Below are 22,281 nucleotides of genomic sequence, written 5' to 3'. Positions count from 1 at the left end.
GATTTATGATCCCTAAGTTAAGCCCTCAGCATTCTCTTGAGGCTCTGTATTTAGATTATTTAGCGAAGCTTGAACAATCGGCTTTTTCTGGCGAAATTCAAACTTCTTACGCCAGTCGTTTAGCGGTCGCTACCGATAATTCGGTTTATCAATATTTGCCACAAGCAGTCGTTTTCCCAAAAACAAGCAACGACATAAAGCAGATCTGCCGTTTAGCGTCTGCTTCAACTTTCCAATCAATTAAACTTAGCCCACGGGGCGGTGGTACTGGAACTAATGGCCAGTCTTTAACCGAAGGTATCGTTGTCGACCTATCTAAGTTTATGAATAAGGTTATTGAACTTAACGTTGAAGAGCGTTGGGTTAGGGTGGAAACCGGCATCGTAAAAGACCAACTCAACAGCATGTTAAAAGAGCATGGTTTGTTTTTTTCACCTGATTTGTCTACCAGTAATCGCGCTACTTTAGGTGGTATGATCAACACCGATGCCTCTGGTCAAGGTTCAATGGTTTACGGTAAAACCAGCGATCATGTTATTGGCTTAAAAGCCGTACTAGCTAGTGGCGAAGAAATTGACACTGACCCTGTTAGGGTTGATCACTTAGATCAGCAGAGAGAGTCCTTAACTGATATTTATGCTGCGGTTAAGCACGCCTGTGTTGATATGCGCTCGCTTGTTGAAGAGAAGTTCCCGAAACTTAATCGCTTTTTAACCGGCTATGATCTAAAAAATGCCTATTCACCTGAAGAAGATAGTGTGGATCTGACCCGTATCTTGTGTGGGTCGGAAGGGTCGTTGGCGTTTATCACTGAGGCTAAACTGGACTTAACCCCCATCCCCAAGTTTAGAACCTTAGTCACAGTTAAATACGATTCTTTCCAGTCGGCATTACGCCATGCTCCTAGCCTAGTTGCTGCGCAAGCCTTATCGGTTGAAACTATCGATTCAAAGGTACTTAACCTCGCGCAACAAGACGTTGTTTGGGACAGCGTTAGAGAGTTAATTAGTGATGTACCCGAGCAAGAAATGCAGGGCATCAACATTGTTGAATTTGCCGAAAATGATGAAGCCATTCAACAACAAAAAATCAGTAATCTTGTTGATACCTTATCAAAAACGGGAGTTACCGAACTAGGTGTTATTGGTTTCCAAAGTTGCGATGATTTAACCAGCATTAACGCCATCTACAACATGCGTAAGAAGGCGGTTGGTTTATTAGGCAATACGGCAGGTAGTGCTAAGCCGGTAGCTTTTGCCGAAGATACCTGTGTACCACCAGAGAACTTAGCCGACTTTATCGTAGAGTTTAGAGAGTTACTTGATGGTAAAGGTTTGCATTATGGTATGTTTGGCCACGTAGACTCAGGCGTATTACATGTTCGACCAGCCTTAGACTTGTGCGACCCCGAACAAGAAACCCTTATGCGCGAGATCTCGGATCAAGTGGTAGCACTTACCGCCAAGTACAAAGGTTTAATGTGGGGCGAACACGGAAAGGGCTTCCGTTCTGAATATGGTCCTGAGTTTTTTGGTCAAGAACTGTTCTCTGAGCTTCGGAAAATTAAAGCTGCTTTTGATCCCTACAACCAAATAAACCCGGGCAAGATTTGCACGCCTTTGCATAGTGAAGAGCAACTAGTCTCTGTTGATGGTACAAAACGCGGTGCTTATGACCGTGAAATAGCCATCGAGGTACGCGACAGCTTTAAAAATGCCATGGAATGTAATGGCAACGGACTTTGCTTTAACTATGATACAAGTAGTCCAATGTGTCCTTCATTTAAAGCTACCGGAGACCGCCGTTATTCACCAAAAGGCCGGGCTGGCTTAATGCGCGAATGGCTTCGCCAGTTAGCAGCGTTAAAAGTTGATCCGCTAGCTCAAGAGCAAAAGCTAAACTCTAGGTTCATTTCTCCAGACAGTATTTTGCTCAAGATTAGAAATAGCATAGCTAAATCTAAAGGAGAGTATGACTACAGCCACGAAGTATATGATGCGATGCAAACTTGTTTGGCGTGCAAAGCTTGTACAACAGGGTGTCCAATTAAAGTAGATGTCCCTACTTTTCGTTCTCGCTTTTTAAATGTTTACCATGGGCGTTACCTACGACCACTTAAAGATTATTTTGTGGCTTACGTAGAGAGTTACGCGCCTTTAATGGCCAAAGCGCCGCGTTTATTTAATGCCGCGATGTCTCCGAAGTGGGCAAGCATAGCGGTAGAAAAAACCATCGGCATGGTCGATATTCCTACTTTAAGTTTTCCAACATTGGCGCAGCGGTTGCCAGAAAGCTTAACCACTAAGTATGACTACAAAGCCTTACAAAGTTTGAGCGAAGAACAAAAACAAAAAACGGTATTGGTAGTTCAAGACCCTTTTACCAGTTTTTACGAAGCAGAGTTGGTTGAAGACTTTGTTAAGTTGGCGAAAAAGCTGGGGTTAAACCCTGTGCTGTTACCGTTTAAACCCAATGGTAAGCCACAGCATATTAAAGGCTTTTTGAGTAAGTTTAATAATTCTGCGCAAACAAGTGCCGCGTTTCTAAACCAAGTTAGCGAATTAGGTATAAAAATGGTAGGGGTCGAGCCTGCTTTAGTACTTTGTTACCGCGATGAGTATCAACACGTGCTTGGCGATTCAAGAGGTGATTTCAATGTGTTGGTGGTGCAAGAGTGGCTCGATTCATTAGATGAAAGCCTATTCGAGAACCAACAAGTGACCGATAAGGATACCTGGTATCTATTTGGTCACTGTACCGAAAAAGCATTAAAAGCAGATGCATTTAAGCAATGGCAGCAAGTGTTCAATCGCTTTGGCGGTAAGTTAGAAGATGTCGCTGTAGGCTGTTGCGGTATGGCCGGTACTTACGGACATGATGCTAAGCAGTTAGCCACTTCGAAAGCTATTTATGAGTTGAGCTGGAAGCAAAAAATGGCAAGCTTACCAACAGAGCGGTGTATGGTTACAGGCTATTCTTGCCGAAGCCAAGTAAAACGCTTAGAAGGTGAAAAACCAAAACATCCGTTACAAGTGTTGTTGAGTTTACTGCCTTGAGTATTTGGAATATGCCAATGAGCTTGGCTGGATTGAATAAGATGGGCGAGGGCAATATGCTCGCCTATCTTGATATCGAGTTTACTGAAATTGGTGAAGAGTATCTGGTTGCTAAAATGCCTGTTACAGCCAAAGTAAAACAGCCAATGGGCTTATTGCATGGCGGCGCAAACGTGGTGCTAGCAGAAAGCCTTGCTAGCTGTGCTTCATATTGCGTCGCTGGCAAAGACGCTATGGTAGTTGGCGTCGAAATTAATGCCAATCACTTAAAAGCTGTTAGGCACGGTGAAGTGCTCGCTACTGCATCACCAATAAAACTAGGCAAAACTTTGCATGTATGGCAAATAGATATCCACCAAAAATCTGATTTGGTATGTAGCTCTCGACTTACCGTAATGGTTAAATCTAAATCAATTTAAGTGAAATTCTCGCCTAAAAATTGATCTCACCACAAGCAATTAACGATATTTGCTAACAATCTGAACTTTATAGAATTTCGTAGTCTAATTTAGCTCAAATATTTTGATGATTAGCCTTTTTAGGTCTAACGTTGAATAAGTATTGGTAAATTAAGTTAGGGATCTCTATGTCGTTTAGAACGTCCAGTGTATTAAGTGTTATAGCTTTTAGCAGTTTTTTGCTTGTTGGCTGTAATAAAGACCCCATTGAATCAACAGTAAACCATCTAAGACCGGTTAAGGTAAAACAAATAGAGATTGGCGACGGCGCTCGGGTAAGAACGTTACCTGGAGAAACCTTTGCCTCAGATACAGCTATATTGTCGTTTCAAGTAGCCGGCAGATTGGACGAAATATTGGTAAGGCCTGGCGATGCAGTAAAAGCTGGTCAGCCCTTAGCAAGATTAGACCCTGCGATGTACAACCAAGAGTTAGAAGTGGCTAAGGCGAATTACTATCTCGCAAAGGTTCTATTCGACCGAGCAAAACAACTGGTTGACCGGGGTGTTATTTCTCGTAGCGACTTCGACCGAGCTAAAAGTGAATACACCATCAGCCAAGCGGCCTTAGATAAAGCCGAAGTTAATTTGAGCTATACCCAAGTTTTAGCGCCTTACGATGGCTTAATAGCCAGCAAATACGCTGAACAATTTGAATTTGTTTATGAAAAACAAAAGGTACTAAGTTTACAAACAGAGTCCACCGTTGACGTAAACTTTCAGCTACCTGAAAGTTTGATTGGAAACTTTCAAGATGCTAGGCGTAAAGGCGAGCCGCAACCAATTATTAGTGTGCAGTTCCAAGGTCGAGAGCAATGGTATCAAGCTGCGTTAAAAGAGCTATCAACAGTCGCAGACTCATCAACAGGTAGTTATACCATTGTTGTCACTTTACCTATTCCCGAAGAACTTAATATTTTTCCTGGCATGGCCACCAATGTTCAAATTAAATCAACAGGCCAGAGTCGCTCTAAACGTGTGCGCGCACCAGCAGGCAGCTTAGTTGAAGAAGATGGTAAAAACTTTGTATTTGTTTGGGATGACCAAAAGCAAACCGTAACTAAAACCCAAGTTGAGCTAGAAGACGATGCTATTACGTCAGGTTTAAATGATGGTGATTGGCTTGTTATTGCGGGCGCGTCAGAGCTTAGTGATGGGCAACCTGCGGTTAAGTGGGTTAAGGAACGAGGACTATAAAATGCAGTTTAAACAAAAACTTTTAAGTGGTTTATTGGCCTCGTTGTTAATGGGTTGTGGTTCAGACAAAGCAGTTGAAGAATCTTCGCAAGTTGTCGATGTATTCAAACTACCAGAGACCTCAAACTCGGTAGACCGAAACTTTAATGGCATTGCTCGCGCGCACGACTTAGTCGATTTATCTTTTCGTGTAGACGGGGAAATTAAAACCATTCCAGTTAAAAAAGGACAGCCTGTCAAAAAAGGTGACTTACTCGCAGAGTTAGACAGACGCGACTATCAAATTGTGGTTGACGACCGCCAAGCTAGATTAACGCTAACTAAACAACAATTTGAACGCGCAAAAGCCTTACTTGAGCAAAAGCTGTTATCACAAAGCGAATACGACAAAATGCGCGCCGAATACTTGGTTGCCTCAGCAGATTATAAAAAAGCTAAATTGATGCTCGATTACACCGAGCTAAAAGCGCCGTTTGATGGCGTTGTAGGTGATGTGTTTGCAGATTCTTTTGTGAATGTTCAGCCAGGTTCAGCTGTACTCAGTATGCATAAAGTTGATTACGTTGAGGTAGATGTAGAGCTACCGGATATGATTATTTCGGTGGCAAAACTTGGTAAAAGGCGAATTTCTGAAATAGATATAGCCGTAGGGTTTGAAGCATTTCCCGAGAAAGAGTTTAAAGGCTTACCTTACGAATTGAACCTTGAGAAAAATAGCGCGAGTAGGAGTTACATAGCCACCATGTTGGTTCCTTATGATCCCAATTACGCTGTGCTAGAAGGTATGCAAGCTAAGGTCTCTATCGATTTAGCAGATATGACCTATACCTATAATCGCGATCACTTGGTTCCTTTGGCGGCAGTGATAATGCCTGATGGTTCTACGATTAGTCAGCAACGGCCTGTAGTGTGGCGTTATAAAGACGATCAAACTGTAGAAATGCAGGAGGTCGTTATCGGCACCATAGCAGGCGATATGATAGAGATTGAACAAGGCTTAGAAGATGGCGATACCATTGTTTCTTTAGGTGCAAATCGTTTAGTAGAAGGTCAAAAAGTAGTGTTAAAGAAGGATAACCAATGAATATTGCAGGCTATTTCGTAAAAAACTCAATAATCAGTTGGATGTTTACGCTTATCCTTCTCATTGGCGGTATTTTGTCCTTTACCGGCTTAGGCCAGTTAGAAGATCCCCCGTTTACTATTAAAGATGCTGTGGTTGTTACTATGTACCCAGGGGCTACCTCTACTGAAGTGGAAGAGGAAGTGACTTACCCGGTAGAAAAAGCCATCCAAGCATTACCTTATGTAGATGACATCGTGTCTTTAAGCACGCCAGGCATGTCGCAAATTACGGTTACCATGAAGAGGACTTATGGTCCCGACGAACTACCGCAAATTTGGGATGAGCTGCGTCGCAAAGTTGGTGACATGGCACCTCAGTTACCGCCTGGCGTATCTACACCATTAGTTAATGACGATTTTGGTGACGTATACGGCATTATGTATATGGTGTCTGGAGAAGACTACGCCTACAAAGATATTCAAGATTATGTTGATTACGTTCGTCGAGAAATAGAACTAGTCCCCGGTGTTGGTAAAGTAACTCTAGCTGGCGCGCAAACCGAGCAAGTGTTTATAGAGATCTCGGTGCAAAAGATGGCAACTTTCAACCTTGATCCTGCTTTAATTACCAGTTTGCTAAATTCACAAAACATGGTTACTTCAGCAGGTAATATCAAAATTGCAGGAGACCAGCTTACCCTTCGTCCAACAGGTTCGTTTAAATCTGTAGAAGAACTCGGTGACCTAATTATTCCGGGAACAACGGGTAACAAGCTTATCTATTTAAAAGATGTAGCTACCATTACCCGTGGCTACGAAGAAGTTCCAAGTAATTTGGTTAGCTTTAATCAAAACCAAGCCATCAACATCGGCGTGTCGTTTACCAGTGGAGTTAACGTTGTAGAAGTTGGTAAAGCGATTGAAGCTAAGTTGCAGGAAATCGACTATGCTCGTCCTGCCGGTATGACCATTGATTCAATGTATAACCAGCCTCAAGAAGTTGATAAATCCGTAAGCTCTTTTGTTTGGAACCTTATTTTAGCGGTAGCGATTGTTGTGGTTGTGCTTTTAGTCTTTATGGGGCTTAAAAGCGGTATTCTGATTGGACTGATTTTGTTCTTAACCTGTTTAGGAACATTTATTTTAATGAAGCAAGCGGAGATTGAATTACAACGGATTTCCCTTGGGGCATTAATCATCGCGCTTGGAATGTTAGTCGACAACGCCATTGTTGTTGTGGAAGGCATACTAATGGGGCGTAAGAAAGGTTTAAGTACCTTAAAGGCATCTCAAGAAATTGTAGGACAAACCATGTGGCCGTTGTTAGGCGCAACGATTATCGCCATTACCGCCTTTGCTCCAATTGGCTTATCTCCAGATTCTACCGGTGAATTTGCGGCATCGTTGTTCTACGTATTGTTGTTCTCGTTGTTTTTGTCTTGGATTACCGCGATTACCATTACTCCATTTTTTGCCCAGTTGTTCTTTGGCAAAGAAGGCGATAAGCAAGTTGAAGGTGAAGACAGTGACCCTTACAAAGGAGCATTCTTTAATACCTACAAAGTGTTATTAGATTTTTGTTTACGCTTCAAATGGCCCACCGTAATTGTAATTGTTGTGCTTTTTGTTATGTCTATTGTGGGCTTTGGTTACGTAAAACAATCATTCTTCCCACCTTCTTCTACACCAATATTTTTAATCGATGTTTGGATGCCAGAAGGTACAGACATTAGAGAAACTCGAGAAGCGGTTTCAGAGATGGAACAAATGGCGCGAGATACAAACGCAGTTGAATTTGTGTCATCTACGGTAGGCAAGGGCTTTCAACGCTTTATGTTGACCTACTCGCCAGAAAAAAACTATGGTGCATTTGCCCAAATAGCAGTACGTACAACCACTTCAGAAACCGCCGCGGCAGCTATGTCGTCGCTACGTAAAGGGGTTGAACAGCAGTTTCCTCAGGCGCAGTTTAAGTTCAAGAATTTAGAAATTGGACCTTCAACAGATGCTAAGATAGAAGCACGCGTACTTGGGGCCGATCCTGATGTATTGCGCTCAATTTCAGCAGACATTCAGAAGATCTTCAATGACACTCCAGGTACTGTGAATGTTCGCCATGACTGGCGTGACCGCGTTAAATACATAGAACCTAACTTTAACGAAACACAGGCAAGGCGCTTAGGTATCAATAAATCTGATGTTGACCAAACCTTAGAATTTGCTTTTGCCGGATTAAGTTTTGGTCTATACCGCGAAGGGACAAACTTAATGCCAATCGTAGGTCGTTTGCCTGATGAAGAGCGTGTTGATATTGATTCTTTGGATAGCTTGCGTATTTGGAGCCCAACCTTAAATAGCTATATTCCTATTCAACAAGTAGTGAACGGCTTTAGTGTTAAGTTTGAAGACCCTATTATTCAACGCCGCGATAAAAAGCGTACCTTAACCATATTTGCTGATGCAGACTTTGAATATGACATACTTCCGGCTGAATTATTTTCTATCGTAAAACCTCAGGTAGAAGCTTTAGATTTACCTCCTGGTTACGAGTTGCAATGGGGCGGCGAATACGAATCTTCGGGCGATGCACAAGAAGCTTTATTTGCATCTTTACCGATGGGCTATTTAATCATGTTCTTGATTACGGTATTCCTGTTTAATTCGGTTAAAAAGCCATTAGTGATTTGGTGTTGTGTACCTTTGGCATTAATAGGAATTACCTCTGGCTTGCTGTTCCTAGGAAAACCATTTGGTTTTATGGCATTACTTGGAATGCTGAGCTTATCGGGCATGCTACTTAAAAACGGCATTGTATTGCTCGATCAAATCAGTGCAGATATAGCCGCTGGTAAAGAGGTTTACCAAGCTGTATTTGAATCTACCGTAAGCAGGGTTAGGCCGGTATGTATGGCCGCAGTAACAACCATTTTAGGTGTAGCACCATTGATCTCGGATGTGTTCTTCGAGTCTATGGCAGCGGTCGTAATGTTTGGTTTAGGTGTAGCAACCGTTCTTACTTTGCTGATCGTTCCGGTATTGTACGTTATCTTCTTTAACGTGAAGTATCGCGACTATAAAGAGTTTTAAACCTTCTAAAGGTAAATACTAAAAAAAGAGTTGCCTTGGCAACTCTTTTTTTAACCACACAATCCCATCACATACCTAACAAAGGGTTTTGCTTCTTCTAAATCAAAGTAGCCATCCTTTTTACGTGTTGTTCTTAAGTATTGATATGTAGCCACAATTACCTTCATTACTTTTTCATTTTCTACGCTTAAATCGTGTTGCTCTGCTGCCGCCAAGGTAAGCTCAACTGCTTTTTCAAGCGCTTCCATATCAACTACTTCTGCTTTTCGGTATTGATAGCCTTCACCGGTAGCTAACCATTCAAGTGAACAATTGGCTTTTTGTGCGATTTGATTAGCTTTAGACAGACTTGGCTCAGAGCCTTTTAAGTATTTCCTGATTAGGCTCTCATTTAATTCTACTTTTCGGGCAAAGCCGCTAACGCTTTGTTCACCCATTAATTCTTTTAGGCGATCGGAAAACTCGTTCAATCGAATACCCTTGTTTGCTTCGTACCAAAGTACGATAAAACTAGCACTATAGTATTGAATGTGTCCAGTAAACTTGCAGAATACTCACTTCATTAAATCGAACTAAGGTATGTAAATGGACAGCGTGAATGGAAAGGTTGCAATAGTAACAGGTGGTGGCAGCGGTATCGGTTTGGCAATAGCAAAAGCCTTAGCGGAGCAGGGCGCTATAGTTGTCATTAGCTCGAGAGATTTAACTAAACTTGAGCAAACGGTAAGCAAGCTAAAAAATGATTATGAGTTAAGTGTTCATTGCTATGCTGCTGACATCCGCATCAAACAACAAGTACAGGCGCTAAAAGACTTCGTAATAGCTCAGTTTGGCCGTGTAGATATTTTGGTAAACAATAGTGGACTAGGTGTTGGCGAAACTATTGAACACTGCAGTGAAGAAGACTGGGATTTGGTTGTAGACACTTGTACCAAAGGCACTTTTTTAATGAGCCAAGCAGTATTGCCAAGCATGAAATCTAATCAAGGTGGCTTTATCCTTAATATTGCTTCGCAAGCAGCTAAAAATGGCTATGCCAATGCTGGACCTTACTGCGCAGCAAAATTCGCAGTGCTCGGTTTAGCAGCAGCATTACAAGAAGAAGTAAGAGAACACGGCATTAGAGTACATAGCTTGTGTCCAGGCTTGGTACAGGTACCTGCTCCTGAGTGTGATTCAGATATAAAACCTGGGTGGCTACAAGTAAGTGATTTAGCTGAGGCAGCATTGTTCGTGCTTAAACAACCAACAAGAGTACATCTCGAGAATATTGGCTTGTATGGATTTTAATTAAGGGCTGGCTGCTGATTAAGCAGCTGTTAGTTTGTAGAGTATAAAGAATTGGTTGCGGGAGCCGGATTTGAACCAACGACCTTCGGGTTATGAGCCCGACGAGCTACCAGACTGCTCCATCCCGCGTCCGGTCTTAACTAAAGTAGTTAAGTGATATGAATAGTTACTTGGCTTAGCTATTCGAACTAAGCAATTCTTAAATAAAGAATTGGTTGCGGGAGCCGGATTTGAACCAACGACCTTCGGGTTATGAGCCCGACGAGCTACCAGACTGCTCCATCCCGCGTCCGGTCTTAACTAAAGTAGTTAAGTGATTTGAATAGTTGCTTGGCTTAGCTATTCGAACTAAGCAATTCTTAAATAAAGAATTGGTTGCGGGAGCCGGATTTGAACCAACGACCTTCGGGTTATGAGCCCGACGAGCTACCAGACTGCTCCATCCCGCGTCCGGTCTTAACTAAAGTAGTTAAGTGATTTGAATAGTTACTTGGCTTAGCTATTCGGACTAAGCAATTCTTAAATAAAGAATTGGTTGCGGGAGCCGGATTTGAACCAACGACCTTCGGGTTATGAGCCCGACGAGCTACCAGACTGCTCCATCCCGCGTCCGGTCCTAACTAATGTAGTTAAGTGATTTTGAATAGTTGCTTGGCTTAGCTATTCGAACTAAGCAATTCTTAAATAAAGAATTGGTTGCGGGAGCCGGATTTGAACCAACGACCTTCGGGTTATGAGCCCGACGAGCTACCAGACTGCTCCATCCCGCGTCCGTTATTGCGGAGCGCATAGTACGCACAGAGTAGTGATAATACAAGAGATTATTTGTTTTAATTATCCAAGTGCCGATTATTTATCCGAATGAGGCTTTTACTACTGATCCTTAGCAAAACAGGTATAATCCACGGGTTAAATAAATAGAGTATCGAAATGGCAGATTTTTTCGCTTCGACCGCTAAAGGTTTAGAAAGCTTATGTTTAGATGAAATTACCGCGCTGGGTGCAGAAAACTGCAAACAAACAGTAGCCGGTGTTAGCTTTAGTTGTGACTGGCCAACCGCCTACAAAATTTGTATGTGGTCACGTGTTGCCTCTCGCATATTGTTGCGCTTAGTAGAGACTCAAGCAGAAAACGTTGATGAGCTATATGAAGCAGCCTATTCAGTACGTTGGAATAAGTACTTTAGCGTAGACCAAACATTTTCGGTGCATTGTACTGGAACTAACCACTATATAGACAATAGCCAGTTTGGTGCGCTAAAAGTAAAAGACGCCATTGTTGATCAGTTTAATAAGCTGGAAGGCGTTCGCCCCAATGTCGCTAAAACCGACGAAGATGCGCGAATAGTGGTTCGTTTAGCAGGTAAACATTTAGCCATTTCAATCGATTTATCTGGCGCAGCCCTTCATCGACGTGGTTATCGTTTAGAGCAGGGTGAAGCACCAGTTAGAGAAAACCTTGCAGCAGCCTTGGCGATTCGCAGTAACTGGCAAGAAAAATATCTGATTGATCCAATGTGTGGTTCCGGGACAATTTTGATTGAAGCGGCTATGCAAGCCGCCGACATCGCACCTGGTTTAAATCGACAATTTGGCTTTGAGCGCTTACGCAACTTTGCGTCTTCTGCTTGGCAAGACATTCGAAACGATGCCAAAGCCAGAGCCCAATATGGCTTAGCAAATTGTAAACAGCGTCTTATTGGCTACGATATTGATCGTCGCATGGTGACCTTAGCTAAATCGAACATTGAGCGTGCTGGACTTAGTGACATTATTTCAGTACATGTTCATGATGCTGCGAATCTGCCAGCCGCGCCTAGTGAGCCCGGACTTATTTTGTCTAATCCGCCTTATGGTGAACGTCTGGGCGAACTAACTAAGCTAATCGGCCTATTCTTATCCTTTGGTGCGAGCGTACGCGAAAACTATCCTGGTTGGCGCTTGTCGCTGTTTACCGCCGCTCCAGAACTGCTCGACTATCTGCGCTTGCGTAGTGACAAGCAATATAAGTTTTTAAATGGTGCACTTAACTGTGTGCTGAAAATCTACCAAATTGGTGAAGGTGGGCAGGGGACTCAACGTAAATATGCTGAAGACTTTGTAAACCGATTGCTTAAAAACAAGAAAAAGCTGCTGAAATGGATCAAGCGAGACAACATAACTTGTTACCGCTTATATGATGCAGACTTACCCGAATACAATGTGGCTGTAGATTGTTACGACGACTATGTGATTGTACAAGAGTATCGAGCTCCAAAGAGTATTGAACCCGCAAAAGCGCGCCGTCGTTTAATGGATTTGCTAACCGGGCTTTTACAAAGTGATTTAGTAGCTAACGATAAGTTAGTAATTAAGCAACGTGCTCAACAAAAAGGGCGCCAGCAATACGAACGCAATAGCGACGAAAAAGAGCGTTTTGTTGTTCAAGAATATGGCGCTCAGTTTTACGTTAATCTTACCGATTATTTAGATACTGGTTTGTTTTTAGATCACCGGAACATGCGGCATTACATTCAACAGCACAGCCAAAGTAAAAAGGTTCTCAATCTTTTCGCTTACACGGGGTCAGCTTCAGTTCATGCAGCACTTGGTGGAGCGTCAAAAGTAACAACTGTTGATATGTCTAATACCTATTTAAACTGGGCAAAAGATAACTTTAGATTAAATCAGCTTCCTATTAGCAAACATGAGTTTATTCGTGCTGATTGTATGGCTTGGCTAAAAACACAAATATCACAACGTTGGGATTTGATTTTTCTTGATCCACCTACTTTTTCTAATTCAAAAAAGATGGATGAAGTGTTTGATATACAAAAAGATCACGTTGATTTGCTAGGCTCGGTTTCGCGCTTGCTTAATCCGGGTGGACAGTTGATTTTCTCAAACAATAAACGCCAATTCAAAATGGATATCGAAGCCTTAGCAAAGCTGGGGCTTAAAGTTAAGAATATTTCAAGTCAGTCTTTATCGCCTGATTTTGAACGTAATAAACAAATTCATAATTGTTGGATGATACACAAGGAATAGTGGTATGACTTGGGTTTTATATAGTACTGATGGTTGCCATCTTTGCGAGGATGCTCGTGCGTTAATTTTAGCTAACCCCAATATTAATGAGCTAAAAGAACAAGACATAATCGAAGACGAGTCTTTAGTCGAGCAATACCGCTATAGCATTCCTGTGTTGTGTCACGAACCCAGTCAACAACGAATTAACTGGCCTTTTGACGCGAGCCAGTTAGAACAATTTATAGAGAGTTGTGCGTGTTAGTAAACTTACAAGACGCTTTTTTAGCATACGGCGACACGCCACTGTTAAACAAAGCAAATGTTCAAATAAACAAAGCTGAACGAGTATGTCTAGTTGGCCGTAATGGTGCTGGCAAGAGTACCTTGTTGCAAGTAATCGAAGGCGCTATTCAGTTAGACTCAGGCCAACGTCAACTAGTTAATGACGTTGTCATCACCCGATTACAGCAAGATCCACCTGAGGCGAGTGAGCAACGTATTTTTGATTACGTCGCTGAAGGCAAACCACATATCGGTAAATTGCTTAGCGAGTTTCACCACTTAACGTCGAATATCAATGAAAACTCCAGTGAACGCGAATTAAAACGTATGCAACAAATACAGCATGAGATAGATGTTGTAGACGGCTGGAAATTTGATAACGAAATTCAACAAGTTCTCACAACCATGAAGCTAGATGGCGAAGCTCCTTTGCAAGGCCTTTCCGGTGGTTGGCTAAGAAAGGTTGCGTTAGCAAAAGCGTTGGCAGGTGATCCAGATATTTTGCTGCTTGATGAACCGACTAACCATTTGGATATTAATACCATCAAATGGCTAGAAGAGTTTTTGCTTAATTTTAAAGGCACTATTGTGTTTATTAGTCACGATAGGGCTTTTATTCGTAAAATCGCCACCAGAATTGTAGACATAGACCGTGGTGTGCTTACCTCGTGGCCCGGCAACTACGATGCCTACTTAGATGGTAAAGCAGAGTGGCTACGTGTTGAAGAAGAGCAAAATGCTTTGTTCGATAAACGTTTGGCTGAAGAAGAGGCTTGGATTCGTCAAGGTATTAAAGCGCGTAGAACCCGTAATGAAGGGCGAGTTAGAGCGCTTAAAGCTATGCGTAATGAACGCAGTGAACGCGTTAATCGCCAAGGTACTACCAATATGCAAATCGACGATGGTTTGCGTTCAGGAAAGATTGTATTTGAAGCCGAACAACTAAGTTTCGGTTACTCTGATGATGCTTATCCTATTATTTCTCCGCTAGATTTACTGGTAATGCGAGGCGACAAAATTGCCTTGGTTGGAGGCAATGGCTGTGGAAAATCAACGCTTATTAAGTTGTTACTTGAGCAGTTAACTCCAAGCTCAGGCAAGCTAAAAATAGGAACTAATCTCAATGTTGCTTATTTTGACCAGTATCGCCAAGAGCTAGACCCAGAAAAAACCTTGCTAGATAATTTAGCTGGCGGTAAACAAGAAATTGAAATCAACGGTAATAAACGCCATGTAATGGGGTACCTACAAGACTTTTTGTTTCACCCTAAACGCGCATTTACTCCGGTTAAAGCGCTTTCTGGTGGCGAAAAAAATCGACTCATGTTGGCAAAACTATTCTTGAAACCTGCAAATTTGTTGGTATTAGATGAACCAACCAACGATTTGGATGTCGAAACGCTGGAGTTACTAGAAGAGTTGGTAAGCCAATATCCAGGCACAGTGTTATTGGTTAGCCATGACAGAAGCTTTATCGACAATACAGCAAGTCACGTTTGGTTCTTTGATGGAAACAGTAATGTAGACAGCTATGTTGGCGGATATTCTGAAGTTGCAAGCTACATAGAAAATCGGCAAAAAGCGCCAGTAGCCAAAGCTGTTGAGAAAACTGATTCCAGCCAGCGAGCCCAAAAACAATCGAAGAAGTTGTCATATAAATTGAAACTGGAACTTGACCAGCTACCCGAAAAATTGGAAGCTGCCGAGGCACAAGTAGAAGAATTACAAAGTAAAGTAAACGAACCTGAGTTCTTTAATTTGGAACAAGACGTCGTTCAAAATACTTTAAATGATTTAGCCAAAGCAGAGCAGAGTTTAGAAGACCTGTTTATGCGCTGGGAAGAATTGGAAGAACTAAAAAATTCATGAAGAAGTCTATGATGAAACGCTCTTTAGCAATGGCATTCGCGCCTTTAGTATTGTCTGCTAGTTTTGCTCAAGCAGCACAAACCGAATCCTATTATCTTATAGAAGAAATCCCACTAGAAACCAGTAACGGACTTGTCGAAGCTAATGGCGAACTTGTTGTGACTGCCGTAAGTAATGATGGGGAGTATGTAGCGGGTAGTGCTCAAACTTTTAGAAGTGCTTTTCGCTTTTACGATTTTTCCGACAGAACCACTTTTGACTATGGCTGCCAGTACGCTAGCGAAGTATGTGACTTGTTCTTCTATGGAGATAATAGCTTTTACGATACCTATCGTAAACGCTTAAGAGAACAAAGAACCGTTTTGTATCAATCTAATGTGCTCTCTTTCTTAGCCAATCGAAATATTAGTGGGATGCATACCGATGGCAAGAATCTGCCGCCTTTGCCTACTTGGGATACCATTAACGAAAAACTTTATGTTTTCGATGATATTGCTAACAGTGAATACACAACTGATACACGAGTGAATGATATCAATAGTGAATTAGGTTGGGCTGTAGGCTATGACTCAGCGCCATTTAGCAATCCTGATGGTGGAAATTATACAAGGGACTTTATTCAACGTGGGTTTGCTTTGCGCTTAAGCGACCAAGCTAAAGTTACTTTGCTACCAACAGCCTTTAACAGTAGTGGCGAGCTAGAAGATGATAAAGGTGGCTTATCATCAGGCTTACAAATTATCGAAAAAGATGGCCGTACCCTTGTTATTGGCATAGGTAGTGTCAGTTATTCCAATAGCGACAGCTTTGGTGAGTGTCAAACAGGTAACCGAGAAAACTACTACCGTTGTTCAGGTTTTGATACTCAAGCATGGGTATGGGACATTACAGACGCAATAGATGGAGAGCAAGTAGTTGGGCAACAACTAGTTGAAGGCTACGTTCGTTCTCGTTATGGCAATGCTCCAGATTTTAACTTGGTAAAAGATGCCAATAACGAGATATTGGTAGGTATATCTTCAGATGATGTCTATGACAGCACTAACGGTTCACGTGGCCGCGCTACTTACTATACCGACAATGGTGATGGTACTTATAGTCTAAATAAAATACCAAATATTCGGATTGATGGTGATAATGACAAGTTTGAAGACTCCGTATCCCATACTTGGGCAAATTCAGTAAACGACGCCAACTTAATTGTCGGTAATTTGCGATACGTAGAAGTTAAATCACGTAACCGTCCGGTAGAAGGTTTTGTATATGATGGTGATGAAAATTCAGAAACATACCAAGAGGTAAATTGGCCATTACGTAACAAGCCATTTTCTGGTGCTAACAGCGAATTCAGCGATATCAATAATAGCGGTTTAATCGTAGGTTGGCGAGATGGGGATAGTGAAGAACAGCCAGCTTATAATGGTACTACACGTAGACAAACGGGTATCTTATTAGATTACAATCGTTACCTAGAAGGTAACAAGACATACACCTGGACGCTTAATCAATTAACCTGTTATGAGCAAGACGGAACGCCACAGATACCGCTGTACCGGTTCGAGTTTGCAACTCATATTAATGATGAAGGTGAAATATTTGCCAACGGTTATCACTATGAAAGTGCTGAAGAGTTTATTAATGGAGTAAATCCTCGTGCGGTGTTACTTAAATTGGTAAGAAACCCTGCGGTGACAGATATAGATGACTTAGCAACTTGCCCGCAAATAGAAGAAGTGAAGTATGAACGTAAAGGGGCTTCTAGCTTGTGGTTAGGCTTACTGCTCTTACCTGTTGTTTTTGTGAGGCGTTTCATAAAAAGATAAATTGTCTTTTTAGTGCAACAAAAATATCAATTAGTTAGCGAATACTTAAAAATTTAGTTTTTGATCTTTTAAAAACGATAAGCGATAGTAGATCAGGAGTCCAAGTGGGCTCCTGATTTGTTTTCTGATCTTGATGAGGAAGAAGTCTATGAAAAGACAAAAACGCGATCGTTTAGAAAGAGCGCATGCCAAAGGTTATCAAGCAGGGTTATCAGGAAGGTCTAAAGAGACCTGTCCGTATGGTGGAGCAGACGCAAGAGGTCATTGGTACGGTGGGTGGCGTGAGGCTGTTGAAGAACGCGTTTCAGGATTAGACAATAACTAAATAAAAAAAGCCCTATAAATAGGGCTTTTTAATATCAGCGTATTAGGAATACTAAAAAGTTGAAGTGTCGGTAAACAAACCTACTTTCAAATCATTTGCTGAGTAAATCTGACGACCATCTACCTCTACAATGCCGTCCGCAATACCCATAACTAATTTACGCATAATTACACGCTTCATCTGAATGCGGTAGGTGACTTTCTTAGCTGTAGGTAATACTTGCCCAGTGAATTTAACTTCGCCAACACCCAAAGCTCGCCCTTTACCTGGACCGCCACTCCAACCTAAGAAAAATCCAACAAGCTGCCACATTGCGTCTAAGCCTAAGCAACCAGGCATTACCGGGTCACCAGGGAAGTGGCAGTCAAAAAACCATAAATCAGGGTTAATATCTAACTCAGCAACGATTTCGCCGTTGCCAAACTCACCACCTTCGTGGGTGATTTTTAGAATGCGGTCCATCATTAGCATGTTTGGTGCGGGTAACTTACTGTTTCCTTCACCGAATAAAAGGCCTTGGCTGCAATCAAGCAATTCTTGGCGTTCATAGCTAGTTTTACCTAGTTCTTTTTGCGAAACCTGAGTCATGAATTTTACCTTTAAAAAATTTGCCGATACTTTAGCTAACACGTGTAAGCTAAACAAGTCCGATGTCCGAAAATTTCGCTAAAACTTGAATAAGTCAGATACTTTCTTCAAAAGCCAGCGAATTAAACCAGGTTCATCGTTTGGTAGATTGATTAATTTGTTAATTTTTCCGTAAACACTTTCTTCATCGAGTAGGTCGCCAGCAGGCAGATTGAACAAATAGGGCACCGCTTGGCTAATGGTAGAAACAGCAAAAATACTTAGTTGTTTTTGCTCAACCGCGTTTAAAACCTCTTGGGAAAGATTCAGTTGATTAAGGTTAGCTTCCGGTATTACTACCCGGATAGGCTGGTTAGTATTAATAAGTCGGGCAACCCTTAAATAACCTTCGATCTTTTCGTTTATGCCGCCTACAGCTAATACATTGCCTTTTTGATCTAAGGCGCCGGTTACTGCGGTATTTTGCTGAATTGGAAGCTTTGAGATAGCGCTTAGTAAAGCTAAGGCTGATGCGAGAGAAGCGCTGTCACCATCTATTTCATGATAAGACTGTTCAAATACTACGTTGCCGGAATAAGGGAAATGATGCTCAGAGGCAAACAATTGATTTAGAAAGCCATGAATGATCATCATTGATTTAGCGTGAACATTCCCTGCTAGTTCTGCTTTTCTTTCTATATCGTTAAAGTCGCCGTCACCTTGAAACACATTTGCAGTTATTCTGATGGGTTCACCAAATGATAAACCTAAGCCAGCGAAGTCGATAACCGATAAACCATTTATTTGGCCAACTTGCTCACCACTTAAACAAATGTTTGTTTGTCTTTCTCTATAGGAGAGATCACTAAACTTTTGTTGGTTGTTAACGTTATCGTTTAAGTGTTTTAGTGCTTGGATAAAGCCTTGGTTGTTCGCTGCAAACTGATTGAGTTCTAGTGACTGAAGTAGGGTAATTAGTTCTTGTACATCTAAACTTAAATATTGTTGATGCTCACAAAGTTTAGCTGCGTAGTTCAAAACGCATTTGTAGAGCTCCGTTGTTAAGCTGGATAAGCCACGTTGATGTAATTCACCATTTAAGTGGCTCAAATACAAATTGATGTTGGTTGAGCTTGCTTCTACTTCTAATGGCAGTTCTGTTTCTAAAAGCCCTAGGTTTTTTATACTTGGGTCGAGCTCATATAAATCGGCAATGGCATTGGCATTACCAATAAGTACTAACTTGGTCGTTACCGACAAATGTTGAGGTTGGCTAGTTAGCTTTTCACCTTGCAATTTATCCCACGAAAAAATTGAGGTAGTTAAACTAGCTTTTAGTTCAAACCAAATCTTTGCTTCTGCAAGAATATCTTCAGCATTTAACACCAGTATCCCGGAAGCTGAATGATGAATAGCCCCTAAATTTACCTCAACCAAATCTGCATTATGAGTTGCTGGTTGAGCAAGATATTGGCCAAAAATAGTTGCTCTAGTGAATTCGTAACAATAATTTAATGTTGGCTTATTAAGCCAAGTCTTATAGAACTTTTGAATCGTGGTGAAAGAAGGTAACTCAACAAGGTATTCAAATAGTTGTTTGATGATATTTAATACTTGCTCAGGAACTTCCGCTTGGTTAAGTCTTTTTAGAATTTTGCTAAGGGAGTCGGATTGAGACTCTTCCATAAACGTTAATTCTTCACCTATCTCTTTGGCTAAAAGTTCTGAGCCAAAATCTTTGTTTAGCAAATCTTCAATCTGCAGCATTGCTTGTTCAAAAGCTTGTTGGGCTTTTTGTGAAAGCTCAACACAATAAGGGCGCTGTGGCTGGGTAGGGTTAAATATTAAGGCGTAAGCTTTTTGCTCAATATTAAGGTCTTTAGCAAAGTCTGCGAGTACTGAATGCAAATTGAAAAAACTAGGGGCCTGACAAACCATAACTTGTTGATGATTATTGGCGTGCGTAAAGTGGTCAAAACTAGATTTTGCTATAGGTAATAAACTCGACCACTGAATGTCGTTAGTTGGGTTTATGTTCTCTAGCGAAAAGTTAGGTTTTAGTTTTTCAATGCTTAGGGCTGATTCAGTCAATTCGTATTCCGGTGTTAAACGTGCAATGTGTAATTAAAACAGTTTGTTAGCTCTATAGAACAATAGCTGCTATCCAACCAAAAACCAACAGTGGTAGGTTGAAGTGCAAGAATGTTGGTACAACGGTGTCCCATATGTGGTCATGCTGGCCATCGCTATTTAAGCCGGCAGTCGGGCCTAGTGTAGAGTCAGAAGCTGGCGAGCCTGCATCTCCAAGTGCTGCTGATGTTCCTACTAAGGCAACTGTTGCTAACTCAGAGAAACCTAGCGAAAGAGCGAGTGGAACGTATATAGCGGCAATAATGGGAATAGTTGAAAATGATGAACCTATTCCCATAGTAATTAGTAATCCCATTAGCAACAACATTGCTGCAGCAAAGGCCTTGTTATCACCAAGTATACTTTGAGCACTATTTACTAGTTCGGGTACGCCACCAGTAGCTTTCATTACGCCAGCAAAACCATTTGCTGCAATCATAATGAATCCAATTAAGGCCATTAATTTAACGCCTTCAACAAACAAGTCTTGGCTATTCTGGGGCTTTAAGCCTGAAGCGGTAGTGAGTAGCAGGAAACCGGCTAAAGCGCCCATAATGATCGACTCAGTATAAACGTTTACCACTAAGGCAACGATTATAATGGTGATATTCAAAACGGTTTTTAGGGGGCTAGTTTGTATTTTGCTCGTGCGTTTTTCACTATTATTGATCGCTGTTTGGTAAGTTCTTGGCTGCCGATAAGAAAAAAATATCGCTGTAAGTAGACCTAACACCATTCCTAGGGCTGGTATTGTCATCGCAATGGGTAACTGGCTTTTATCAATCGTTAAGCCCGCCGACAAAATATTGCCATGTAACAGTTGGTTTAAAAATATGCTGCCAAAGCCATAGGGTAGCCACATATAAGTGGTAACTAAGCCAAACGTGATACAGCAGGCAATGATTCGCCTATCCATATTTAATTGATTGAATACTGCGATTAAGGGCGGGATTAATATTGGAATAAAGGCGATATGCACTGGAACCAAGTTTTGCGAGCTTACTGCCATTAATATGATGGCGCCAAGCATCATCCACTTCACCAAAGAAAGGTGCTGATCTTTATGCAAATTTACTAAACGTACAATCTTGTTAGCAATCATATCGGTTAAGCCGCTTCTGGCAATGGCAACAGCAAACGCACCAAGCAGAGCATAACTTAACGCGATTTGAGCGCCATCTCCTAAACCGGCTTCAAAAGCGGCTATGGTTTCCGTCAAGCTTAAATCAGATAAAAGCCCGCCAACAATTCCACTTATCGATAAAGCTAATACTACATTTACACGCAGTAAACTTAGTACCAACATTAAGCAAACCGACAATACAACAGGATTAGCAATCATCGATTATTGGTTCTCATCTTGATCTGGTTTTGGTAAGGGCCAACCGCCTAGGTTTTTCCACTTGTTAACAATCAGGCAAAACAGCTCTGCTGTTTTTTGCGCGTCGTATAGTGCTGAGTGTGCTTCTTCGTTGTTAAACTCTAAGCCAGCTTCTTTACATGCCTTGGCTAAAACAGTTTGGCCTAAGGCTAGGGCACTAATACTGGTAGTATCAAAGCTCACAAAAGGATGGAAAGGATTACGCTTAATATTACAACGCTCTACTGCTGCGTTAAAAAAGCCCATATCAAAGGCAGCATTGTGAGCCACCATTACAGCCCGGTTACAACCATGAGCTTTTAATGCCTTACGTATTGGCTTAAACATCTCTTTCAGCGCAAAGTCTTCGCTTACTGCGCCACGTAAAGGGTTATTAGGATCTATTCCGGTAAACTCTAAAGCGGCTTGTTCTAGGTTAGCGCCTTCAAAAGGCTCAACGTTAAACTGTAAGCTTTCTAGAACATAAAGTTCGCCTTGTTCGTTAAAGCTAAGCAAGCAAGCTGCAATTTCTAGTAACGCATCTGTTTTAGCGTTAAAGCCAGCTGTTTCTATGTCGATAACTACAGGATAGTAGCCGCGAAATCGACTAGACATTAATTCGGTCGTGAGTTCAGTAATGGTCATAATGTGGGTAACTAATATTAGAAGCGCGCATTATTACAAAAGCCGCAAAGAATCGCTAATTTGCTTTAAAGATTATCGCTTAGATGCCGATAATTTATGGAGAAGAGAGGATTTCTGCT

16 protein-coding genes and 5 tRNA genes are annotated in these 22,281 nt (G+C 41.6%); 11 read left to right on the top strand and 10 right to left on the bottom strand.

What is annotated here, in order from left to right:
- Positions 1-5 precede the first annotated feature (5 nt).
- The 5 genes from OAG1_RS11055 to OAG1_RS11035 all read left to right on the top strand — a co-directional run bounded on the left by OAG1_RS11055 (position 6) and on the right by OAG1_RS11035 (position 8,862).
- The gene (locus tag OAG1_RS11055) at positions 6-3,056 is read left to right on the top strand and encodes an FAD-binding and (Fe-S)-binding domain-containing protein (protein WP_338621326.1); all 3,051 of its coding nucleotides are present in this window, start codon (positions 6-8) and stop codon (positions 3,054-3,056) included.
- A 17-nt stretch (positions 3,057-3,073) separates the two neighbouring features.
- Entirely contained in the window at positions 3,074-3,475 is a 402-nt protein-coding gene (locus OAG1_RS11050) for a hotdog fold thioesterase (protein ID WP_152784974.1), read from the top strand.
- A gap of 167 nt (positions 3,476-3,642) precedes the next feature.
- On the top strand, positions 3,643-4,710 hold the full coding sequence (locus OAG1_RS11045) for an efflux RND transporter periplasmic adaptor subunit (protein ID WP_338621325.1): 1,068 nt from the start codon (positions 3,643-3,645) through the stop codon (positions 4,708-4,710).
- Position 4,711: 1 nt separating this feature from the next.
- A complete protein-coding gene (locus OAG1_RS11040) occupies positions 4,712-5,794 on the top strand; it encodes an efflux RND transporter periplasmic adaptor subunit (RefSeq protein WP_338621324.1) in 1,083 nt (360 codons plus the stop codon).
- A complete protein-coding gene (locus OAG1_RS11035; RefSeq protein ID WP_338621323.1) occupies positions 5,791-8,862 on the top strand; it encodes an efflux RND transporter permease subunit in 3,072 nt (1,023 codons plus the stop codon). Before OAG1_RS11040 ends, OAG1_RS11035 begins: the two co-directional genes overlap by 4 nt.
- A 50-nt stretch (positions 8,863-8,912) precedes the next feature.
- On the opposite strand, the gene OAG1_RS11030 is transcribed toward OAG1_RS11035, so the two are convergent.
- Positions 8,913-9,332 (bottom strand): helix-turn-helix transcriptional regulator, encoded by a 420-nt coding sequence (locus OAG1_RS11030; RefSeq protein ID WP_152784969.1) that lies wholly within the window; start codon positions 9,330-9,332, stop codon positions 8,913-8,915.
- A 115-nt stretch (positions 9,333-9,447) separates the two neighbouring features.
- Between OAG1_RS11030 and OAG1_RS11025 the strand changes: the two genes are divergently transcribed.
- Positions 9,448-10,152 carry an SDR family oxidoreductase gene (locus OAG1_RS11025; RefSeq protein WP_338621322.1) on the top strand — a complete coding sequence of 235 codons (705 nt, stop codon included), beginning with the start codon at positions 9,448-9,450 and terminating at the stop codon, positions 10,150-10,152.
- A gap of 52 nt (positions 10,153-10,204) precedes the next feature.
- Here the strand turns inward: OAG1_RS11025 and OAG1_RS11020 are convergent.
- The 5 genes from OAG1_RS11020 to OAG1_RS11000 all read right to left on the bottom strand — a co-directional run bounded on the left by OAG1_RS11020 (position 10,205) and on the right by OAG1_RS11000 (position 10,922).
- Positions 10,205-10,281 (bottom strand) — tRNA-Met (locus tag OAG1_RS11020).
- Between the two features lie 83 nt (positions 10,282-10,364).
- Positions 10,365-10,441 (bottom strand) — tRNA-Met (locus tag OAG1_RS11015).
- A gap of 83 nt (positions 10,442-10,524) precedes the next feature.
- Positions 10,525-10,601 (bottom strand) — tRNA-Met (locus tag OAG1_RS11010).
- 83 nt (positions 10,602-10,684) lie between these two features.
- A tRNA-Met gene (locus OAG1_RS11005) sits at positions 10,685-10,761 on the bottom strand.
- 84 nt (positions 10,762-10,845) lie between these two features.
- Positions 10,846-10,922: transfer RNA gene (locus OAG1_RS11000), tRNA-Met, on the bottom strand.
- Positions 10,923-11,082: 160 nt separating this feature from the next.
- On the opposite strand from OAG1_RS11000, the gene rlmKL reads away from it, so the two are divergent.
- The 5 genes from rlmKL to rmf all read left to right on the top strand — a co-directional run bounded on the left by rlmKL (position 11,083) and on the right by rmf (position 17,460).
- On the top strand, positions 11,083-13,179 hold the full coding sequence (gene rlmKL, locus OAG1_RS10995) for a bifunctional 23S rRNA (guanine(2069)-N(7))-methyltransferase RlmK/23S rRNA (guanine(2445)-N(2))-methyltransferase RlmL (protein ID WP_338621321.1): 2,097 nt from the start codon (positions 11,083-11,085) through the stop codon (positions 13,177-13,179).
- A 4-nt stretch (positions 13,180-13,183) separates the two neighbouring features.
- The gene (locus OAG1_RS10990; protein ID WP_016401435.1) at positions 13,184-13,423 is read left to right on the top strand and encodes a glutaredoxin family protein; all 240 of its coding nucleotides are present in this window, start codon (positions 13,184-13,186) and stop codon (positions 13,421-13,423) included.
- On the top strand, positions 13,417-15,312 hold the full coding sequence (locus OAG1_RS10985; RefSeq protein ID WP_338621320.1) for an ABC transporter ATP-binding protein: 1,896 nt from the start codon (positions 13,417-13,419) through the stop codon (positions 15,310-15,312). Before OAG1_RS10990 ends, OAG1_RS10985 begins: the two co-directional genes overlap by 7 nt.
- Positions 15,309-17,135: a DUF3466 family protein gene (locus OAG1_RS10980; protein ID WP_338621319.1), complete on the top strand. Its 1,827-nt coding sequence runs from the start codon at positions 15,309-15,311 to the stop codon at positions 17,133-17,135. Before OAG1_RS10985 ends, OAG1_RS10980 begins: the two co-directional genes overlap by 4 nt.
- 148 nt (positions 17,136-17,283) lie before the next feature.
- Entirely contained in the window at positions 17,284-17,460 is a 177-nt protein-coding gene (rmf, locus tag OAG1_RS10975) for a ribosome modulation factor (RefSeq protein WP_084681792.1), read from the top strand.
- 51 nt (positions 17,461-17,511) lie between these two features.
- Here rmf and fabA read toward each other — a convergent pair whose 3' ends face one another.
- The 4 genes from fabA to rnt form a co-directional block, all read right to left on the bottom strand.
- On the bottom strand, positions 17,512-18,048 hold the full coding sequence (gene fabA, locus OAG1_RS10970) for a bifunctional 3-hydroxydecanoyl-ACP dehydratase/trans-2-decenoyl-ACP isomerase (RefSeq protein WP_016401438.1): 537 nt from the start codon (positions 18,046-18,048) through the stop codon (positions 17,512-17,514).
- A gap of 78 nt (positions 18,049-18,126) precedes the next feature.
- Complete coding sequence (locus OAG1_RS10965) at positions 18,127-20,118, bottom strand: AAA family ATPase (RefSeq protein WP_338621318.1); 1,992 nt, start codon at positions 20,116-20,118, stop codon at positions 18,127-18,129.
- A gap of 52 nt (positions 20,119-20,170) precedes the next feature.
- Positions 20,171-21,499, bottom strand: a complete 1,329-nt coding sequence (locus OAG1_RS10960) for a Na+/H+ antiporter NhaC family protein (RefSeq protein WP_338621317.1) — start codon at positions 21,497-21,499, stop codon at positions 20,171-20,173.
- Between the two features lie 3 nt (positions 21,500-21,502).
- On the bottom strand, positions 21,503-22,162 hold the full coding sequence (rnt, locus tag OAG1_RS10955; RefSeq protein WP_338621316.1) for a ribonuclease T: 660 nt from the start codon (positions 22,160-22,162) through the stop codon (positions 21,503-21,505).
- Positions 22,163-22,281: the final 119 nt, after the last annotated feature.

This window comes from Agarivorans sp. OAG1 (assembly GCF_037076485.1).
In the GTDB taxonomy this organism is placed as follows: Bacteria; Pseudomonadota; Gammaproteobacteria; order Enterobacterales; family Celerinatantimonadaceae; genus Agarivorans; species Agarivorans albus.
Note: the sequence above shows the minus strand (reverse complement) of the source record. Positions and strands in the feature narration are given on the sequence as shown.

Excerpts from the sequence above, each read along its gene's own strand:
- rlmKL (WP_338621321.1), top strand. The coding sequence starts at position 11,083 with ATGGCAGATTTTTTCGCTTCGACCGCTAAAGGTTTAGAAAGCTTATGT.
- OAG1_RS11055 (WP_338621326.1), top strand. The coding sequence starts at position 6 with ATGATCCCTAAGTTAAGCCCTCAGCATTCTCTTGAGGCTCTGTATTTA.
- rnt (WP_338621316.1), bottom strand. The coding sequence starts at position 22,162 with ATGACCATTACTGAACTCACGACCGAATTAATGTCTAGTCGATTTCGC.
- rmf (WP_084681792.1), top strand. The coding sequence starts at position 17,284 with ATGAAAAGACAAAAACGCGATCGTTTAGAAAGAGCGCATGCCAAAGGT.
- OAG1_RS11035 (WP_338621323.1), top strand. The coding sequence starts at position 5,791 with ATGAATATTGCAGGCTATTTCGTAAAAAACTCAATAATCAGTTGGATG.
- OAG1_RS11045 (WP_338621325.1), top strand. The coding sequence starts at position 3,643 with ATGTCGTTTAGAACGTCCAGTGTATTAAGTGTTATAGCTTTTAGCAGT.
- OAG1_RS10980 (WP_338621319.1), top strand. The coding sequence starts at position 15,309 with ATGAAGAAGTCTATGATGAAACGCTCTTTAGCAATGGCATTCGCGCCT.
- fabA (WP_016401438.1), bottom strand. The coding sequence starts at position 18,048 with ATGACTCAGGTTTCGCAAAAAGAACTAGGTAAAACTAGCTATGAACGC.
- OAG1_RS10960 (WP_338621317.1), bottom strand. The coding sequence starts at position 21,499 with ATGATTGCTAATCCTGTTGTATTGTCGGTTTGCTTAATGTTGGTACTA.
- OAG1_RS11025 (WP_338621322.1), top strand. The coding sequence starts at position 9,448 with ATGGACAGCGTGAATGGAAAGGTTGCAATAGTAACAGGTGGTGGCAGC.
- OAG1_RS11040 (WP_338621324.1), top strand. The coding sequence starts at position 4,712 with ATGCAGTTTAAACAAAAACTTTTAAGTGGTTTATTGGCCTCGTTGTTA.
- OAG1_RS11050 (WP_152784974.1), top strand. The coding sequence starts at position 3,074 with ATGAGCTTGGCTGGATTGAATAAGATGGGCGAGGGCAATATGCTCGCC.
- OAG1_RS10990 (WP_016401435.1), top strand. The coding sequence starts at position 13,184 with ATGACTTGGGTTTTATATAGTACTGATGGTTGCCATCTTTGCGAGGAT.